Below are 17,293 nucleotides of genomic sequence, written 5' to 3'. Positions count from 1 at the left end.
GCCCTAAACTATCAAGCGGTGCGCGTTCGTCGTGCCGGAACGGGAGTCCGCATGTCCGACGCCGTCGATCCCGTGACCTCGCTGCTCGCGGTCCTCGACCTGCGCGATGCGGGCGCGCGGACCACCGAGGACATCTTCACGGGTGTGTCGCAGCCGATGCCGTTCGGCCGGGTCTACGGCGGCCAGGTGCTCGCGCAGTCGATCGTCGCGGCCTCGCGCACGCTCCCTCCCGAGCGCACGGTGCACTCGATGCACGGGTACTTCCTGCGGCCGGGCGACCCCGCCGACGGGATCACCTTCTCGGTCGACCGCATCCACGACGGTCGGTCCTTCTCGACGCGGCGCACGCAGGCCTTCCAGGGCGGCGTGCCGATCTTCTCGATGATCGCGTCGTTCCAGGACGAGGACCCGGGGTTCGAGCATGCCGAGCCGATGCCCGAGGGCATCCCTCAGCCCGAGGAGCTGACGCCGTTCGACCCCGAGGGTCTGCATCCCCTCAGCCGGCGCATGTTCTCGGAGCGTCCCGTCGACGTGCTGCACGTGCCGTCGCCGGTGTACACCTCGGTCGAGGGGCCGCACGTCCCGCGCCAGGCGGTGTGGATGAGGGTCAGCCGCACGCTGCCCGACGACCCCGCGGTGCACCGCGCCGCGCTGGCCTACCTGAGCGATCTGACGATCCAAGAGACCATCCTGCGCGCGCACGGCGTCGCGTGGAACGCCCCCGGGCTGAAGGTCGCGAGCCTCGACCACGCGATGTGGTGGCACCGCCCCGGGCGCGTGGACGACTGGCTGCTGTACGTGCAGGAGTCGCCGAACGCGCGCGGCGGCCGCGGTCTGTCGACGGGCCGCATCTACACGCGCGACGGCGTCCTGGTGGCCAGCGTCGCGCAGGAGGTCATGGTGCGGCTCCCCCGCGACTGACCACCGGATGCCGCCCGCCTGGCGGAGGGACCGCGCGGCGGAGCGATGAGCCGGCGGCAGGCTCCGAGGGTAGTCGCGTCGGAGGCGGACGTCTCAGCTGCGGGCGGAGCGCCGCCGGTAGTCGATCGGATCGCCGACGTAGGGCGCCCACGCCGTGCGCTCCGCTTCGCTCCAGCGGATCGGGCGGCCGCTGGCGGTGTCGACGAGCACGACCACGACGGTCGCGCGAGCGTAGAGCACCTGCTCGGCGTCGCCGACGGGGCTGAAGACCTCGAAGCAGACGTCCGAGCTGGATCCGCCCATCGCGCCGATCCACATGCGCACGTCGAGGGGACGCTGGCTGTAGGGAACCGGGCGCAGGTACTCGATCTCCTGCCGCGCGATGAGCGTGGCGCGTTCGCCCCCGCTGTCGAGCACGCTCATGTCGAACACCGCGGTCGGCAGGGCCTCACCCTCGCCGTCGCTGCGCCAGAAGGCGCGCAGACGGGCCTCTTCGAGCAGCTTGAGCATCGAGGTGTTGTTGACGTGGCCCAGCGCGTCCAGGTCGCCCCAGCGCAGGTGGATCGGCACGTGCAGCCGCTCGGGCCCCGCCGTGGCGGAGCCCGAGCCGGTGGTGACGTTCGCGTCAGTCACGCGTGAGCTTGCGGTAGGTCGAGCGGGCCGGGTTCGCGGCATCCGCTCCGAGACGCTCCACCTTGTTGGCCTCGTAGGCCTCGAAGTTGCCCTCGAACCAGTGCCACTGGTCGGGGTTCTCTTCGGTGCCCTCGTAGGCCAGGATGTGCGTCGCGATGCGGTCGAGGAACCACCGGTCGTGCGTGATGACCACGGCGCAGCCGGGGAACTCGAGCAGGGCGTTCTCGAGCGAGCTCAGGGTCTCGACGTCGAGGTCGTTGGTGGGCTCGTCGAGGAGCAGCAGGTTGCCGCCCTCTTTCAGCGTGAGCGCGAGGTTGAGGCGGTTGCGCTCTCCACCCGACAGCACACCGGCCTTCTTCTGCTGGTCCGGGCCCTTGAAGCCGAACTTCGACACGTAGGCGCGCGAGGGGATCTCGGTCTTGCCGACCGTGATGATGTCGAGCCCGTCGGAGACGACCTCCCAAAGCGTCTTCTCGGGGTCGATGTTGGCGCGGGACTGGTCGACGTAGCTGATCTTGACGGTCTCGCCGATCTTGAGCGTGCCGCCGTCGAGCGGCTCGAGGCCGACGATCGTCTTGAAGAGCGTCGTCTTTCCGACGCCGTTCGGGCCGATCACGCCGACGATGCCGTTCGGGGGCAGGTTGAAGCTGAGGTTGCTGATGAGCGAGCGGTCGCCGAAGCTCTTCTCGAGCTTCTTCGCGTCGATCACGATGCTGCCCAGGCGCGGACCCGCGGGGATCTGAATCTCGTCGAAGTCGAGCTTGCGCGTGCGCTCCGCCTCGGCCGCCATCTCTTCGTAGCGGGCCAGACGCGCCTTGGACTTGACCTGGCGGCCCTTGGCGTTGGAGCGCACCCACTCGAGCTCCTCTTTGAGTCGCTTGGCGAGCTTGGCGTCCTTCTTGCCCTGGACGTCGAGGCGCTGCCCCTTCTTCTCGAGGTAGGTCGAGTAATTGCCCTCGTAGGGGTAGAGGTGACCGCGGTCGACCTCGGCGATCCACTCCGCGACGTTGTCGAGGAAGTACCGGTCGTGGGTGATCGCGATGACAGCGCCCTTGTAGGCCTTGAGGTGCTGCTCGAGCCACAGCACGCTCTCGGCGTCCAGGTGGTTGGTGGGCTCGTCGAGCAGCAGCAGGTCGGGCTTCTGCAGCAGCAGCTTGGCCAGGGCCACGCGGCGACGCTCACCACCGGACAGCGGGACGACGGAGGCATCGGCGGGCGGGGTGCGCAGGGCGTCCATCGCCTGCTCGAGCTGCGAATCGAGGTCCCAGCCGTCGGCGGCGTCGATCTCTTCTTGCAGGGTGCCCATCTCGGCGAGCAGCGCGTCGAAGTCGGCGTCGGGGTCGGCCATGAGCGCCGAGATCTCGTTGAACCGGTCGAGCTTGGGCTTGATGGCCACGCCGTCCTGGATGTTCTCGAGGACCGTCTTGCTGTCGTCGAGCTCGGGCTCCTGCATCAGGATGCCGACGGTGAAGCCCGGGCTGAGCCGCGCCTCGCCGTTCGAGGGGTTGTCGAGTCCGGCCATGATCTTGAGGATCGTGGACTTACCGGCACCGTTGGGACCGACCATGCCGATCTTGGCGCCGGGCAGGAACGACATCGTGACGTCGTCGAGGATCAGCTTGTCGCCCACGGCCTTGCGCGCGCGGACCATGGAGTAGATGTACTCAGCCACCGAGGTGTACCACCTTCGAGATTCGGGGATCGGGCCGTCTCGCACCGGGATGCACCGCCGATGCGGCAGCGAGGTCCTGGTCGAGCGGAAGTCGCTTCGATCCTATCAACCGAGGTGCGTAGGACCGGCGAGGGAGCCCGGCGTCACCAGTCAATCGTGCGCGTCTGGCCGATGAGACAGCCACCCGAGGACAATCCGGGCAGGACCGTCGTGACCGGGTCGCCGATCGAGGGGCCGACCTGGCCGACGAGGCACTGATCGCCCAGCCGCACCGCGAACTCGATGCTCTCCGCCGCGTTTCCGATCGTGGAGTAGTCCGCCGTGACCTGCATCGCCGATTTGTCGAAGCCCGCCGCGGTCAGGGCGTCGATGTACGCCCGGCCGGACACCTGGTCGGGGCCCGACCAGACACCCGACACGACCTGCGCGAAGAACGGGAGGTTCTGCTGCGCGCTCCCCCCGGGAACGAGGACCGGCGCGGCCGCGGTCGGAGCAGCCGAGGGCGCGACGCTCGGGTCAGCCGCCGACGCGGAGGGCTGTTCGGTGGTCGTTGGAGCGGGCTCGGGCGCCTCGCCCGTGCAGCCGGCGAGGCCGAGGGCGGCCACGAGGGCGAGCGCGGCGAGAGGACGACCGAAGGCGCGAGTCACGGGTCGAGTCTACGGAAGCGGCTCGACGCCCCGAACCCGGCCGCCCCGAACCCGACCGCCCCAGGCCGACCGTCCGTCGCGCCCGTCGGCCGTCCTGAGTCCCCGCTCAGAAGGGACCGTCTCCTCCCCCGACGGGGACGGCATCCGTCATCTGCTCGCGATCGGCCACGGCCTCCGCTCCCGCCCCCGGGACGGCCCACCCGTCGGCGCCGGCCGGATCCGTGCGCGCCTGCTCCGACCCGTCCTCGTGCGCGGGCTCGGACGGGCTGCCCGCGGCATCGCCCGGCCGCTCCGCGCGGACGAAACGCGTGGTCCCCCAGCGCAGGTCGTGCCCGATGGCGTCGGCGACGACGTCGGCGCTCACGCCGCGCGTCGTCTCGTTCTCCCACTCGCGCAGGCGCAGCCGTCCGGTCACGACGACCCGCTCGCCCTTGCGCAGGGACCGCAGGGCGTTGGCCCCGAGGTCGCCGAAGGCCGAGATCGCGTAGAAGCTCGTGTGTCCATCGACCCACTCGTTGCGCTCGCGGTCGAGTCGACGCTCGCCGACCGCGAGCCGGAACGCGGCGACGGGACCCCCGTCGCGCGTCGTGCGCCGCTCCAGTTCTCCGACGACGTTGCCCACGAGGCTGATGTGGTCGCTCATGTGTGTTCTCCTCTCGACGTGGTGTGCGCTCCGGCATCCGTGTGCCCGACGGATGCCGGAGCCACGCTCAGACTGACCGCGACGCGGGGACCGCGACGGCGGGAAAGGGCCGATCCGGGGATCGATCGGCCATGCCGCCGGGTGGGGAGGAGAGGCGGACGCTCCCCCGCGGAGGCGATGTCGGAGGTCCGTCGTACGGTCATCGCATGCACACCGCACTGTGGAACGACCCCGCACCGGCTCCGCGCTCGGCCGGCTGGGGCGCGGCGACGCACGTCGCCGCCGGTCTGTGGCGCATCGCCGATCCGCGGGGCATCGTGGTCGGCCACATCCGCGCCATCGCGGCCGAGGGCGGGTGGCGCTACGCGGCTGAGCGCTTCCACGTCGCGTCGGGGGGCTTTCGTCGGCTGGGCGAGTTCTGGTCGTCGTCCGACGCCGTCGAGTGCCTGCGTTACGCGCGGTGAGCGGAGCGGTATGCGACCCATCTCCCGGCGCTCGCGGGCGGAGGCACCGTCACACCACCGTCGCGTAGTCCTCACGGGCGACCACCGCGCTTCCTCCGCGGACGTCGTCCCACGCGGCGCGCAGAATCCCGACGGCCCGCTCGAGGGCGGCCGGGGGTGCGGTGAACGGCACCCGCAACCGGCGGTCGTGTCCCCCCTCGACGGCGAAACGGGATCCCGCCGACAGCGCCAACCCGCGCCCTCGGGCGTTCATCACGAGGGGGGTGCTCAGGGGCTCCCCCAGCCCGACCCACAGCGACACCCCGCCCGACACGTCGGGAACGTCCCACTCCGGCATCGTCGAGCGCAGGGCGCGGACGAGGCTGTCCCGACCGGCGCGCAACAGGTCGCCGCGCTGGTGGGCGATCTCGTCCAGGCGGGGTACGAGACGTGTCGCGATCGCCTGCTCCAGCTCGGGCGTGCCCAGGTCGTGCACCGGTCGTCCCGCGGCCAGCCGTCGCACGATGTCGGGCGCCGCGCGCACCCACCCGACCCGCAGCCCGCCCCACACGGTCTTGCCGAGCGAGCCGATGCGCAGGATGCGCTCGTCGTCGGGGAACGGCGCCGCACCACCGACGCGGTCGATGTCGAGCTGGGCGGTGGTCTCGTCGAGCACCAGCAGAGTGCCCGCCGCTCGTGCCGCCGCGACGAAGGTCTCGACCTCGAGAGCCGTCATCGTCCGCCCGGTGGGGTTGTGGAAGTCGGGCATCAGGTACGCCAACGACGGCGCCGCCCGCGCGAACGTCTGCTCGGCCCGACCGAGATCCCACCCGGTGTCCGAGGCCACCGGTACGCCGATGAGCCTCGCGCCGACCCGGCGGAATGCGTCGGCCGCGTGCGGATAGGTCGGCGTCTCGAGCAGGACGCGACCCGCCCGCCCGAGCAGGACCGACGCGATCAGGTGGATCGCGCTCTGCGCTCCCGTCGTCACCAGCACCTGGTCGGGGGTCGTCACCAGACCGCGAGCCCCGTAGTGCGCGGCGATGGCCGCGCGCAGGCCCGCGTCGCCCACCACGTCGTAGCCGATCCGCGCGACCAGCGCCGGAGCCTCCTGCATCACCTCGGCCATCACCGCCGGCAGTCCGGGCCAGGCGGCGGGGCTCGCTTGCTGCAGATCGATCGCCGCGCCGTCGACCTCGTGCCGCCCCGGATCGGTCCGGCGCAGCGGCAGGGTGACGCTGCCGCTACCGCGCAGACTCTCGATGTGCCGCGTTTCGCGCAAGCTGCGGTAGGCCGCGGCCACGGTGGTGCGGCTCAGCGACAGGGCGGCCGCGAGCTCGCGCTCGGCCGGCAGCGCGGTCGACGGGGCCAGCCTGTTGTCGAGGCAGAGCAGACGGATGCCGTCCGCCAGCGCCTCGTAAGCGGGCCCGGTCCCCCGCCACCCGCCGAGAGCCGTCGCCAGGGCCCGAGCCGATATCCGCGAATCCATGGGTCCACCGTAGTGGAATTGGCATCCTTACCAAGATCCAATCGCGTGATTGGATCGTCACATGGTCACCCGCGTCACCCGTCTGCTCATCGGTCTCGTGCTCTACGGCGTCGGCTGCGCCGTCACCGTCGCCGCCGGACTGGGTGTCGACCCTTGGACGGTTTTCGCCCAGGGAATCGCCCGCGTGACCGGGCTCGGCCTCGGATGGGTCACCAACATCATCGGCCTCGGCGTGCTGCTGCTGTGGATCCCCCTGCGGCAGAAGCCCGGCATCGGGACGGTCGCCAACATCCTGCTCGTCGGCACCAGCCTGCAGCTCGCCCTGGGCGTCCTCCCGCACCCCGACGTCTTCTGGGCCCAGGCCCTCATGCTCGTCGGAGGCGTCGTGCTGGTGGCCGTGGCATCCGGTCTCTACATCGGAGCGCACTTCGGACCCGGCCCGCGCGACGGGCTGATGACCGGCCTGAACGGGCGCTTCGGCTGGCCGATCTGGGCGTGCCGGCTGGTCGTCGAGGGCAGCGTCCTCATCCTCGGTTGGCTGCTCGGCGGAACGGTGGGCATCGGCACGGTCGTCTTCGCGCTCGGCATCGGCCCCCTCGTGCACGTGGCGATGCCCCTGCTCGCCACCCGACGTCCGGCACCGCACGCCCGCCCGGCTGCGCACGTCTGACGCGTCGGGTGCGGCTCCCGCGAGAACGCGACGGACCGCACCCGACGGCGGTCCTCAGTGCTCCCGGAACTCGGGGCGATCGCTCCCCGGCTTCAGGTGCGCGTGCAGGGCGTTCTTGGCGATCTCCATCGAGGGATACACGCCGAGGCGTTCGTCCTTGCCGGCCATGTGGACGGCATAGCCCTCGGCATCCTTCTGGATCTTTCCGACGACGCCCACGGGGCCGTAGGCGACCCAGAGGCGTCGTGTCGCGGTGTCCGACATGAGTGCTCCTTTGCTCTCGTTCGCCGCGAGGGTACGCCCGCATCGGGGCCGCCGCCAGGGGCTGGTGCGGGCCCGGGCCGCCGGTCGCTATCCTGGAGCCGACCCCCAGTAGCTCAGTGGATAGAGCAGCGGCCTTCTAATCCGCCGGTCACACGTTCGAATCGTGTCTGGGGGACCAGACCCCCTCTCCCCCGCGATCACTAAGCTGTGGGGATGGTAAACGCCTCCGAGAACGACCGGCTCGTCTGGATCGACTGCGAGATGACCGGGCTCGACCTCGCGGTCGACGAACTCGTCGAGATCGCCGTCGTCGTCACCGATTTCGAGCTGAACGTGCTCGACCCGGGGTTCCAGATCGTCATCAAACCCGACGCGTCCGCCCTGGCGAACATGGGTGAGTTCGTCACCGACATGCACCGCTCGTCCGGACTGCTCGACGAGATCCCGAACGGTGTGAGCCTCGCGGATGCCGAGTTCCAGACCCTCGAGTACATCCAGCGCTTCGCGCCGGTCGAGGGAAAGGCGCCCCTCGCCGGCAACACGATCGGCACCGACCGCATGTTCCTGGCCAAGTACATGCCGCGCGTGGACCGCTGGCTGCACTACCGAAACGTCGACGTCTCAAGTGTCAAGGAGCTCTCGCGCCGGTGGTACCCGCGGGCGTACTTCCAGGCCCCGGCCAAGAACGGCGGGCACCGCGCCCTCGCCGACATTCGCGAGTCGATCCGCGAGTTGGCGTACTACCGCGCCGCGGTGTTCGTGCCGCAGCCCGGGCCGACCAGCGACGAGGCGAAAGCGGTGTCGCAGGCGGCCGTGTCGTCGTTCGCGCTCGACGTGTGACATAATCTTTCAGTTGTCTTCTTCTGAAGACACATGGTGGCTATAGCTCAGTTGGTAGAGCACCGCGTTGTGGTCGCGGGGGCCGCGGGTTCAAGTCCCGTTAGCCACCCCAACATCGACAAGGCCCGGAAAGTCATCGCTTCCGGGCCTTTGTCGTTCGAGACGGCCGCGCCCGCGCGCCGTAGAATCGACTCCGGATGCCGCGGCCCGACACCGCGGCGCATCACCGGCCCGAACCCCGGGAGGCCCGCCGTGCACGACGATGTCGACGAGCGACCGGCCCTCGAGATGGATGCGATCGCGTTCGAACGCCTCGTCGTCGACGAACTCGACCGGCTGCCCGACGACATGGTCGAGGGACTCGACAACGTCGTCTTCGTCGTCGAGGACCGCCCCGAGGACGGCTCCCTCGATCTGCTCGGCCTGTACGACGGATGGGCGCTGACCGAGCGGGAACGCTACGGAGTCGGCGAGCTGCCGGACCGCATCATCCTCTACCGTGAGCCGCACCTCGCCGTGTGCGCCGACGAGCACGAACTGCGCGACGAGATCCACACGACACTCGTGCACGAGATCGCCCACTTCTACGGCATCGACGACGAGCGCCTGCACGAGTTGGGGTGGGCCTGATGGCGGGCACCGCCGCTCCCGACCTCGATCTCGACCTCGAGGGCCGGGTGGAGTCGTCGCCGCCCTCGTCGTGGCAGACGGTCGTATGGAACGACCCCGTGAACCTCATGAGCTATGTGAGCCACGTCTTCCGCACGTACTTCGGCTTCGACGCGGCGACGGCGCACCGGCTCATGCTCGCCGTGCACCACGACGGTCACGCCGTCGTCGCCCGTGGCCCCCGCGAGGTCATGGAGGCGCACACGCAGGCCATGCACGACTACGGCCTGTGGGCCACCGTCCGGAAGGATCCCGCGTGAGCGAACGCATCGTCGTCCTCGAGATCAGCGGTCTCGAGGCGCTCCACCTCGCGGGCATCGTGGGGCAGTTCCGCGATCTGCTCGCTGACTCGCGCGCCGACACCGACCCCGCCGTGGAGCGCTTGCTGCCCGATGCATACCCCGACGACGCGTCCGCCAGCCGCGAGTTCCGGCGCCTCACCGGCGGCGACCTGCTCGGACGGCGGGCGGAGGATGCCGCCACCGTCCTGCGCACGCTGGGGGGCGACGGCGGCGACCTCGATCCGCACAGCGATCCCGACGCGACCATCGCCGTCGCCCTGGGCGAGACCGAGGCGCTCGCGTGGATGCGCACGCTCGCGGCGGTGCGTCTCGTGCTCGCGGAGCGGCTCGGCATCCGCACCGAAGACGACCACCAGCCCGAGGACCCGCGCTTCGGCGTCTACGACTGGATCGGCTACCGCCTCGACGGTCTGATGACGGCGCTGGACCGCACCTGACGACCGCGTCGGCCGGGTTCAGGGGACGCGGACGACGACCTGGGCGAGGGATGCCGGGTCGTGCTGCGCGATGTGAGCGTCCTCTTGGCGAGCCCAGCGATCCCAGTGCGGGCGATAGGTCTCGCCGTCGCGGTCGAGCGCGCGCGAGCGGCGCGAGGGCGTCGGGGCGTCGACCCAGACCGACACATCGGCGAGCCGCGCCGCCTCGGGCGTGAGCAGACCCGCTCCCTCGACGATCAGGGGCAGCGAGGGATCGACCGCATGGGCTTCGGCGCGGGCGTCGGCGACCCAGTCCCAGCGCTGCCACACGCCCATGATTCCCCGCGCGTGCGGTCGCAGGATCGTCTCCTGCGCGTACTCGGCGCCGGCGGCGAGCCCGTCCCACCCGGGATACACGTCGTCGAGGGCGACGAGCTGCACGCGACCGCGGCCCGGCCACGACGCGACGAGCCGACGCGCCAACGAGCTCTTGCCCGCACCACTGCGCCCGTCGATGACGACCGCGGGGTTGGCGGCCCCCACCGCGACGATGCGCGCCGTCACGGCCGCGATCGCGGCGGAGAGGGCGTCGTCGACCGGGTCCGGGTTACTTCTTGAGGGCGCGGATGACACGGCTGAGGGCGCGACCGGCCACCCACACGAAGGGGATCCCGACCGCGAGGAGCGCCACGAGGTTCGGGTCGAAGCGCAGGTCGTCGCCGCGACGGATGTAGGCGCCGAGCGGCAGCGTGTAGCCGCCGCCCCCGCCGCCGCCGTTGCCCTGCTCGTCGGAGCCGCCGCCGTAACCCGCCCAGGTCAGCGCGACGGGGACGATGCGCACGCCGTCGACGTCCTGCTGCTCCCCGTAGGCGGAGGTGATTCCGAAGCTCGTGGCCTGCTTACCGAGTTCCAGTGCGATGTTGGGCATGGACCGAGCGTAGCGGTCCGTCCGCGACCGGCCCAGGGGCGTTGCGCCCGGCGGCGGGTCGTGTCAGTGCTCGTACGACGGGCGGGGATTGGTCGGCAGGGCTCCCCCGCCGCGCGCGGGCCCGAGCAGCGAGCCGCGCGTCACCGCGCCGCGACCGAACCGGGCCGCCGCCCCGTCCAGGGCGCCCTCGACGCGACGCCACTCGGCGTCGTCGTCCCACAGCGTCGCCGCCATGGCCGCGGGCTTGAGCTTCTCCCCCCGCACCCCGACCAGCCGGACCGCCTGGCGCCGGTCGATGCCGTCGAACAGTTCGATCGCCGCATCGCTGATCCGCTGTCCCACCGACGTGGGCTCCGGGAGCGTGCGCGAACGGCTGAGCGTGGTGAAGTCCGAGAAGCGCACCTTGATCGAGATCGTCGACGCCTCGTACTGCTGCGTGCGCAGGCGGGCGCCGACGCGATCGGCGAGGCGGCGCAGCTCGACGTGCAGCGTCCGCGTGTCCGAGATGTCCGTGTGGAAGGTCTCTTCGTGGCCGACGCTCTTCTCGCTGCGGCCGGTGTGCACCTCGCGCGCGTCGATTCCGCGCGAGAGGTGCCAGATCCGCTCCCCCATCGCGGCGCCGAGCACCTGATCGAGGGCGTGGCGCGGGGTGTCGAGGATGTCGGAGATGAGCCGGATGCCGCGGGACTCCAGCGCCTCGGCGGCTTTGGGACCCACCCCCCACAGCGCGCGCACCGAGCGGGGCCGCAGGAAGGCCTCGGTGTCGGCCGCCGCGACCACGAGCAGCCCGTCGGGCTTGGAGATCGTCGATGCCATCTTGGCCACGTGCTTCGTGGCGGCCACGCCGATGCTGCAGGTGAGCCCCGTCTCGGCCTTGACGCGCGCGCGGAGGTCGCGCGCGATCGTGCCGGGACTGCCCCACAGTCGCCGCGCGCCCCGGACGTCGAGGAATGCCTCGTCGATCGACAACGGCTCCACCAGCGGCGTGACGTCGTGGAAGATCGCCATCACCTGCCGCGACATCTCGGTGTAGCGGTGATACGGCGGGTTGACCACGATCGCCGTCGGGCACAGCCGCAGGGCGATCGACACGGGCATCGCGGACTTCACCCCGTAGCGACGCGCCTCGTACGACGCGCTCGAGACGACGCCACGCCCCTCGGACCCGCCGATGATCAGCGGCTTGCCTGCGAGCGAGGGATCGTCGAGCACGGCGACCGAGGCGAAGAACGCGTCCATGTCGACGTGCAGGATGCCGGTGCCCGTGTCATCGGCGTCGGGGCGCGAGACGAGGCGCCCCGTACCGTCACCGCGTCCCATGGCATCCATTCTCCCCCGGACCTCCGACATCGGGCCCGCCCGTGCCCCGCCCCCGCGCACAACCTCCACCATGCGCACGACCTCCGCGGATCCGTCGGCGTTCGTGCCCATCACCGACCCGGGGCGAGGCTCGCCGTTCCGCTGCGCGCGGCCCGGCAGCACGTCCGCAGATGCACGGATGCCACGGCCCCACCCTCGATACGGGCGGGTGCCGTGGCATCCGGTGTCTCACTGAGCGGCGGCGCGCTCCAGCACGAGCTCGCGCACGCGCGCGGCGTCGGCCTGACCCTTCATGGCCTTCATGACCGCGCCGATGACGGCGCCGGCGGCCTGGACCTTGCCGTCGCGGATCTTGGCGAGCACGTCGGGCTGAGCGGCCAGGGCGTCGTCGATCGCGGCGATGAGGGCCCCGTCGTCCGAGACGACGGCGAGCCCGCGCGCGTCGACGACCTCTTGCGGCGTGCCCTCGCCGGCGATGACGCCCTCGAGCACCTGCCGGGCGAGCTTGTCGGTCAGGGTGCCGGCATCCACCAGCTTCTGCAGCGCGGCGACGTTCTCGGGCGAAACGAGATCGGCGGCATCGCGCTCCTGCGCGTTGGCCACGCGGGTGATCTCACCCGTCCACCACTTGCGCGCGGCGGCCGGGGCGGCACCCGCGGCGATGGTGTCGGCCACGGCGTCGAGCAGGCCGCCGTTGGCGACGTCCTGGAACTCCAGGTCGGTGAAACCCCACTCGCCCTTGAGCCGGCGACGGCGGGCGGCGGGCGGCTCGGGCAGGGCCGCGCGCAGCTCTTCGATCAGTTCGGGCGCGGGCACGACCGGCAGCAGGTCGGGCTCGGGGAAGTACCGGTAGTCGTCGGCATCCGACTTGGGACGACCGGGCGACGTACGACCCGTGTCCTCGTGCCAGTGACGCGTCTCTTGCGTGATCGTCCCGCCCTTGGCGAGGATCGCGGCCTGGCGCTGGATCTCGTACCGGACGGCGCGCTCGACCGAGCGCATCGAGTTCACGTTCTTGGTCTCGGTGCGCGTGCCCAGCTTCTCTTGGCCGCGGGGCCGCAGCGACACGTTGGCATCGCACCGCAGGTTGCCGCGCTCCAGGCGCGCCTCGGAGATGCCGAGACCGCGCACGATGTCGCGGATGGTCGCCACGTACGCCTTCGCCAGGGCGGGAGCGGAGTGCTCGGCGCCGAAGATCGGCTTCGTGACGATCTCGACCAGGGGGACGCCCGCGCGGTTGTAGTCGACGAGCGAGTACTCGGCGCCCTGGATGCGACCCGTGGCGCCACCCATGTGGGTGAGCTTTCCGGCATCCTCTTCCATGTGCGCCCGCTCGATCGGAACGGTGACGACGGTGCCGTCCTCGAGCTCGACCTCGACGGAGCCCTCGAAGGCGATCGGCTCGTCGTACTGCGAGATCTGGTAGTTCTTGCCGAGGTCGGGGTAGAAGTAGTTCTTCCGCGCGAATCGGCTGGACGGCGCGATCGAGCAGCCGAGGGCCAGGCCCAGGCTGATCGACGAACGGATCGCCTCGGCGTTGACCACGGGCAGCGCCCCGGGCAGTCCCATGTCGACCGGGGCGACCAGCGTGTTGGGCTCGGCGCCGTGGTGCGCGTCGTTCGCGGGGTTTGGCGCGGCCGAGAACATCTTGGTCGCGGTGTTCAGCTCGACGTGCACCTCGAAGCCGAGGACGGGCTCGAACATCTCGAGCGCCGCGTCGAAGTCCATCAGGGCGTCTTTCGCCATCAGAGCGACGCTCCGTTCGTGAGAGAGGGGGCCTTGTCGAGAAGCGGTCCGCCCCACTGGTCGACCAGCAGGGCTTCGAGCGCCGCGCCGACGCGGTACAGGCGCGCGTCCTCGCGGGCGGGGGCGAGGAACTGGATGCCGACGGGCAGACCGTCCTCGGCGGCGAGGCCGCTGGGCACCGAGATGCCCGGGACGCCCGCGAGGTTCGCGGGGATCGTCGTGACGTCGTTGAGGTACATCTGCAGCGGGTCGTCGATCTTCTCGCCCAGGCGGAAGGCCGTGGTCGGCGCCGACGGGGTCGCGATGACGTCGACCTCGGCGAACGCCGCGTCGAAGTCCTGCTGGATGAGCGTGCGCACCTTCTGGGCGCTGCCGTAGTAGGCGTCGTAGTAGCCCGCCGACAGCGCGTAGGTGCCCAGGATGATACGGCGCTTGACCTCGGGACCGAAGCCGGCGTCGCGGGTGGCCGCCATGACGTTCTCGACCGTGGCGGCGCCCTGCGGGTTCACCCGCAGGCCGAAGCGCACGGAGTCGAACTTGGCCAGGTTGCTCGACGCCTCGGCGGGGAGGATCAGGTAGTACGCGGCGACGCCGTACTCGAAGTGCGGCGCGCTGATCTCGACGATCTCGGCACCCTGCGCCTGCATGGCCGCGAGCGACGCGCGGAACGAGTCCGACACGCCCTTCTGGAAGCCGCGGTCGTCGAGCTCGCGGATGACGCCGACCTTCAGACCCTTGAGCACCTCGCCGGTCGCGCCCTCGCGGGCGGCCGCGGCGAAGGACGGCCACGCGTCCGACAGCGAGGTCGAATCGTTCGTGTCGTGACCGCCGATCACATCGTGCAGCAGGCCCGCGTCGAGCACGGTGCGCGTCACGGGGCCGACCTGATCGAGGCTGGATGCCAGGGCGATCGCGCCGTAACGGCTCACGCCGCCGTAGGTGGGCTTGACGCCGACCGTGCCGGTGACGTGCGCCGGCTGACGGATCGACCCGCCGGTGTCGGAGCCGAGGGCCAGCGGCGCCTCGAAGGCGGCGACGGCCGCGGCCGAACCGCCACCGGATCCGCCGGGGATGCGGTCGAGGTCCCACGGGTTGCGGGTGGGCCCGTACGCCGAGAACTCGGTGGACGAGCCCATCGCAAACTCGTCCATGTTGGTCTTGCCGAGCGGGATCAGACCCGCGGCGCGGGATCGGGCGACGACCGTGGCGTCGTAGGGCGACATGTAGCCCTCGAGGATCTTGGATCCGCTCGTGGACGGCATGTCGGTGGTGACCAGAACGTCCTTGACCGCGAGCGGCACACCGGCCAGCTCGTGCAGCTGCTCGCCCGCGGCGCGGCGGCGGTCGATGTCGGCGGCGGCGTCGAGGGCGTGGTCGCTGACGTGGAGGAAGGCGTGCACGTCTGCGTCGACGGCGGCGATGCGGTCGAGGTGGGCCTGCGTCGCCTCGACGCTCGACACCTCGTTGCGGGAGAGCGCGGATGCCAGCTCGGCGGCGGTGAGGCGGGTGAGATCGGTCATCGGCCCTCCTCCTTCGCGACGGCGGCGGGGGTGAAGGAACTCATGCGGCTCACTGCTCTTCTCCGAGGATCGCGGTCACGCGGAAACGGCCGTCGGCCTGGTCCGGCGCGTTCGACAGGGCCTGCTCGCGCGTGAGCGTCTGTCCGACCACGTCGGGGCGGAAGACGTTCTGCAGGGGGATCGGGTGGCTCGTGGCGACGATGTCGGGCGTTGCCACCTCGGAGACCTTCGCGATGTTGTCGACGATGGCATCCAGCTGGCCGGTGAGGCTCTGGACCTCCTCGTCGCTCAACTGGATCCGGGCGAGCACACCGAGATGGCGCACGAGATCGGGAGTGATTTCAGACACCCGCCAATCCTAGTTCGCCGCGCCAGCCGCGACCGCCCCCTCACCGTCCTTCGGCACCGTCGCCGCCTGTGGAGGGGACGGCGGGCCGGGCGCGGCTCGGCCTAGGCTGGCGGGGTGACGAGCTTCGAACCGCCGCGCCCCTGGACCTCGAGCTATGCCGCGGGGGTGCCCGAAGACCTGGCCCCCGTGAGCGGCTCGCTCGTCGACATCGTCGACGCCTCGACCCGCGACTACCCCGACGCCCCGGCCCTGCAGTTCTTCGGCCGCGAGACCACGTACGCGCGGCTCTCGGCCGACATCGCCCGCGTCGCCGCGGCCCTCGCGGCGCACGGCGTGCGCGCGGGCGACCCCGTGGCGATCGTGCTGCCCAACTGCCCCCAGCACATCGTCGCGTTCTACGCGGTGCTGCGCCTGGGCGCGGTCGTCGTCGAGCACAACCCGCTCTACACCCCGCGCGAGCTGCGCAAGCAGTTCGAGGACCACGGCGCGAAGCACGCGATCGTGTGGAGCAAGGTGGTGGCCACCGTGCAGGAGTTCCCCGCCGACCTACGGGTCGACACGCTCGTCTCGGTCGACGTCACGCGGGCCATGCCGTGGACGACGCGCCTCGCGCTGCGCCTGCCGGTGGCCAAGGCGCGCGAATCCCGCGCCGCGCTGTACGCCAAGACGCGGGATGCCGTTGCCTGGGACGACCTGGTGCGGCACGACCCGCTGCCCGAGACGCATCCGCGGCCGGCCTCGGGCGACCTGGCGATCATCCAGTACACCAGCGGCACGACGGGAACACCCAAGGGCGCGATGCTCACGCACGCCAACCTGCTCGCGAACGCCGCTCAGGCGCAGGCGTGGACGCCCCAGATCGTCCGCGGCGAGGGCTGCGTCGTCTACGCGGTGCTGCCGATGTTCCACGCCTACGGGCTGACGCTGTGCCTGACCTTCGCGATGTCGATGGGCGCGCGGCTGGTGCTGTTCCCCAAGTTCGACCCCGACCTGGTCCTCGCGGTGACGAAGCGGCATCCCGCGACCTTCCTCCCGCTCGTCCCGCCGATCGCCGAACGGCTGCTGAAGGCCGCGACCGACAAGGGGGTGTCGCTCGCGGGGACGGACATCGCCATCTCGGGGGCCATGGCGCTCCCCCACGACCTGGTGGTGCCGTTCGAGCACGCGACGGGCGGCTATCTCGTCGAGGGGTACGGACTGAGCGAGTGCTCCCCCGTGCTCATGGCCAACCCCGTCGCCGACAACCGGGTCGCCGGCACGGTGGGGTTGCCCCTGCCGGGTACCGAATGCCGCGTCGTCGACCCCGACGACCCCCGCACCGACGTCGAACGCGGTGAACTGCTCGTGCGCGGGCCGCAGGTGTTCTCGGGCTACTACGGCAAGCCGGACGAGACCGAGGCGGTCTTCGTCGACGGGTGGTTCCGCACCGGCGACATCGTCACGATCGACGACGACGGCTTCGTGCGCATCGTCGATCGCATCAAAGAACTCATCATCACGGGCGGGTTCAACGTCGCGCCGACCGAGGTCGAGAACGTCCTTCGTCAGCACCCCTCGGTCGCCGACGTCGCGGTGGTGGGGGTGCCGGACGCCCACGCCGGTGAGGCGGTGGTGGCGGCCGTCGTGCCCGCGACGCCCGGCGAGTTCGACGCCGAGGCCGTGCGCGCGTTCGCGCGGAGCATTCTGACGCCCTACAAGGTGCCCAAGCGCCTCGTGATCGTCGACGACCTGCCGCGTTCGCTCATCGGAAAGGTACTGCGTCGGCAGGTGCGTCGAGCGATCACGAGGCGCTTGGGCACCTTGTAGGGCGTCAGAATGCTC

At 71.1% G+C, this 17,293-nt stretch carries 20 protein-coding genes and 2 tRNA genes; 10 read left to right on the top strand and 12 right to left on the bottom strand.

Features of this window, described 5'->3' with window-relative positions; genetic code table 11:
* Positions 1–51 precede the first annotated feature (51 nt).
* Positions 52–921, top strand: coding sequence for an acyl-CoA thioesterase (locus DC432_RS06290; protein ID WP_108318975.1), 870 nt, complete (start codon positions 52–54; stop codon positions 919–921).
* A 93-nt stretch (positions 922–1,014) separates the two neighbouring features.
* Here DC432_RS06290 and DC432_RS06285 read toward each other — a convergent pair whose 3' ends face one another.
* From DC432_RS06285 to DC432_RS06270, 4 genes are all read right to left on the bottom strand, one after another.
* On the bottom strand, positions 1,015–1,554 hold the full coding sequence (locus DC432_RS06285) for an acyl-CoA thioesterase (protein WP_243393053.1): 540 nt from the start codon (positions 1,552–1,554) through the stop codon (positions 1,015–1,017).
* Positions 1,547–3,226 carry an energy-dependent translational throttle protein EttA gene (gene ettA, locus DC432_RS06280; protein ID WP_108318973.1) on the bottom strand — a complete coding sequence of 560 codons (1,680 nt, stop codon included), beginning with the start codon at positions 3,224–3,226 and terminating at the stop codon, positions 1,547–1,549. The genes DC432_RS06285 and ettA overlap by 8 nt, the downstream gene beginning before the upstream one ends.
* A gap of 143 nt (positions 3,227–3,369) precedes the next feature.
* Positions 3,370–3,873: a DUF6993 domain-containing protein gene (locus tag DC432_RS16350; RefSeq protein WP_165801201.1), complete on the bottom strand. Its 504-nt coding sequence runs from the start codon at positions 3,871–3,873 to the stop codon at positions 3,370–3,372.
* Between the two features lie 106 nt (positions 3,874–3,979).
* Positions 3,980–4,516 carry a single-stranded DNA-binding protein gene (locus tag DC432_RS06270; protein ID WP_116537137.1) on the bottom strand — a complete coding sequence of 179 codons (537 nt, stop codon included), beginning with the start codon at positions 4,514–4,516 and terminating at the stop codon, positions 3,980–3,982.
* A gap of 206 nt (positions 4,517–4,722) precedes the next feature.
* Between DC432_RS06270 and DC432_RS06265 the strand changes: the two genes are divergently transcribed.
* On the top strand, positions 4,723–4,980 hold the full coding sequence (locus DC432_RS06265; RefSeq protein ID WP_108318969.1) for a hypothetical protein: 258 nt from the start codon (positions 4,723–4,725) through the stop codon (positions 4,978–4,980).
* 49 nt (positions 4,981–5,029) lie between these two features.
* Here DC432_RS06265 and DC432_RS06260 read toward each other — a convergent pair whose 3' ends face one another.
* Positions 5,030–6,448, bottom strand: coding sequence for a PLP-dependent aminotransferase family protein (locus tag DC432_RS06260; RefSeq protein ID WP_116537136.1), 1,419 nt, complete (start codon positions 6,446–6,448; stop codon positions 5,030–5,032).
* A gap of 61 nt (positions 6,449–6,509) precedes the next feature.
* On the opposite strand from DC432_RS06260, the gene DC432_RS06255 reads away from it, so the two are divergent.
* Positions 6,510–7,118 carry a YczE/YyaS/YitT family protein gene (locus DC432_RS06255; protein WP_116537135.1) on the top strand — a complete coding sequence of 203 codons (609 nt, stop codon included), beginning with the start codon at positions 6,510–6,512 and terminating at the stop codon, positions 7,116–7,118.
* Between the two features lie 54 nt (positions 7,119–7,172).
* On the opposite strand, the gene DC432_RS06250 is transcribed toward DC432_RS06255, so the two are convergent.
* Positions 7,173–7,382: a methyltransferase gene (locus DC432_RS06250; RefSeq protein ID WP_108318688.1), complete on the bottom strand. Its 210-nt coding sequence runs from the start codon at positions 7,380–7,382 to the stop codon at positions 7,173–7,175.
* A 102-nt stretch (positions 7,383–7,484) separates the two neighbouring features.
* Between DC432_RS06250 and DC432_RS06245 the strand changes: the two genes are divergently transcribed.
* The 6 genes from DC432_RS06245 (at position 7,485) to DC432_RS06220 (ending at position 9,630) form a co-directional block, all read left to right on the top strand.
* Positions 7,485–7,560, top strand: a tRNA-Arg gene (locus DC432_RS06245).
* A gap of 35 nt (positions 7,561–7,595) precedes the next feature.
* Positions 7,596–8,222, top strand: coding sequence for an oligoribonuclease (orn, locus tag DC432_RS06240; RefSeq protein WP_116537134.1), 627 nt, complete (start codon positions 7,596–7,598; stop codon positions 8,220–8,222).
* Between the two features lie 36 nt (positions 8,223–8,258).
* A tRNA-His gene (locus DC432_RS06235) sits at positions 8,259–8,334 on the top strand.
* Between the two features lie 176 nt (positions 8,335–8,510).
* Positions 8,511–8,852 (top strand): metallopeptidase family protein, encoded by a 342-nt coding sequence (locus tag DC432_RS06230; RefSeq protein WP_116537192.1) that lies wholly within the window; start codon positions 8,511–8,513, stop codon positions 8,850–8,852.
* Complete coding sequence (clpS, locus tag DC432_RS06225) at positions 8,852–9,151, top strand: ATP-dependent Clp protease adapter ClpS (RefSeq protein WP_116537191.1); 300 nt, start codon at positions 8,852–8,854, stop codon at positions 9,149–9,151. Before DC432_RS06230 ends, clpS begins: the two co-directional genes overlap by 1 nt.
* On the top strand, positions 9,148–9,630 hold the full coding sequence (locus DC432_RS06220; protein WP_243393052.1) for a DUF2017 family protein: 483 nt from the start codon (positions 9,148–9,150) through the stop codon (positions 9,628–9,630). Before clpS ends, DC432_RS06220 begins: the two co-directional genes overlap by 4 nt.
* An 18-nt stretch (positions 9,631–9,648) precedes the next feature.
* On the opposite strand, the gene DC432_RS06215 is transcribed toward DC432_RS06220, so the two are convergent.
* From DC432_RS06215 to gatC, 6 genes are all read right to left on the bottom strand, one after another.
* The gene (locus tag DC432_RS06215) at positions 9,649–10,242 is read right to left on the bottom strand and encodes a hypothetical protein (RefSeq protein ID WP_116537132.1); all 594 of its coding nucleotides are present in this window, start codon (positions 10,240–10,242) and stop codon (positions 9,649–9,651) included.
* A complete protein-coding gene (locus tag DC432_RS06210) occupies positions 10,217–10,537 on the bottom strand; it encodes a hypothetical protein (protein ID WP_116537131.1) in 321 nt (106 codons plus the stop codon). Before DC432_RS06210 ends, DC432_RS06215 begins: the two co-directional genes overlap by 26 nt.
* A 63-nt stretch (positions 10,538–10,600) precedes the next feature.
* A complete protein-coding gene (locus tag DC432_RS06205; RefSeq protein WP_116537130.1) occupies positions 10,601–11,857 on the bottom strand; it encodes a DNA polymerase IV in 1,257 nt (418 codons plus the stop codon).
* 228 nt (positions 11,858–12,085) lie between these two features.
* Positions 12,086–13,603 (bottom strand): Asp-tRNA(Asn)/Glu-tRNA(Gln) amidotransferase subunit GatB, encoded by a 1,518-nt coding sequence (gene gatB / locus DC432_RS06200; RefSeq protein WP_108318700.1) that lies wholly within the window; start codon positions 13,601–13,603, stop codon positions 12,086–12,088.
* Positions 13,603–15,123 carry an Asp-tRNA(Asn)/Glu-tRNA(Gln) amidotransferase subunit GatA gene (gatA, locus tag DC432_RS06195; protein WP_116537129.1) on the bottom strand — a complete coding sequence of 507 codons (1,521 nt, stop codon included), beginning with the start codon at positions 15,121–15,123 and terminating at the stop codon, positions 13,603–13,605. Before gatA ends, gatB begins: the two co-directional genes overlap by 1 nt.
* Before the next feature lie 49 nt (positions 15,124–15,172).
* Positions 15,173–15,472: an Asp-tRNA(Asn)/Glu-tRNA(Gln) amidotransferase subunit GatC gene (gene gatC, locus DC432_RS06190; RefSeq protein WP_116537128.1), complete on the bottom strand. Its 300-nt coding sequence runs from the start codon at positions 15,470–15,472 to the stop codon at positions 15,173–15,175.
* A 114-nt stretch (positions 15,473–15,586) separates the two neighbouring features.
* Here gatC and DC432_RS06185 point away from each other — a divergent pair, with 114 nt between their 5' ends.
* Entirely contained in the window at positions 15,587–17,278 is a 1,692-nt protein-coding gene (locus tag DC432_RS06185) for a long-chain-fatty-acid--CoA ligase (RefSeq protein ID WP_116537127.1), read from the top strand.
* Positions 17,279–17,293 lie beyond the last annotated feature (15 nt).

It is taken from the genome of Microbacterium testaceum, assembly GCF_003075375.1.
Taxonomy (GTDB): domain Bacteria; phylum Actinomycetota; class Actinomycetes; order Actinomycetales; family Microbacteriaceae; genus Microbacterium; species Microbacterium testaceum_E.
Note: the sequence above shows the minus strand (reverse complement) of the source record. Positions and strands in the feature narration are given on the sequence as shown.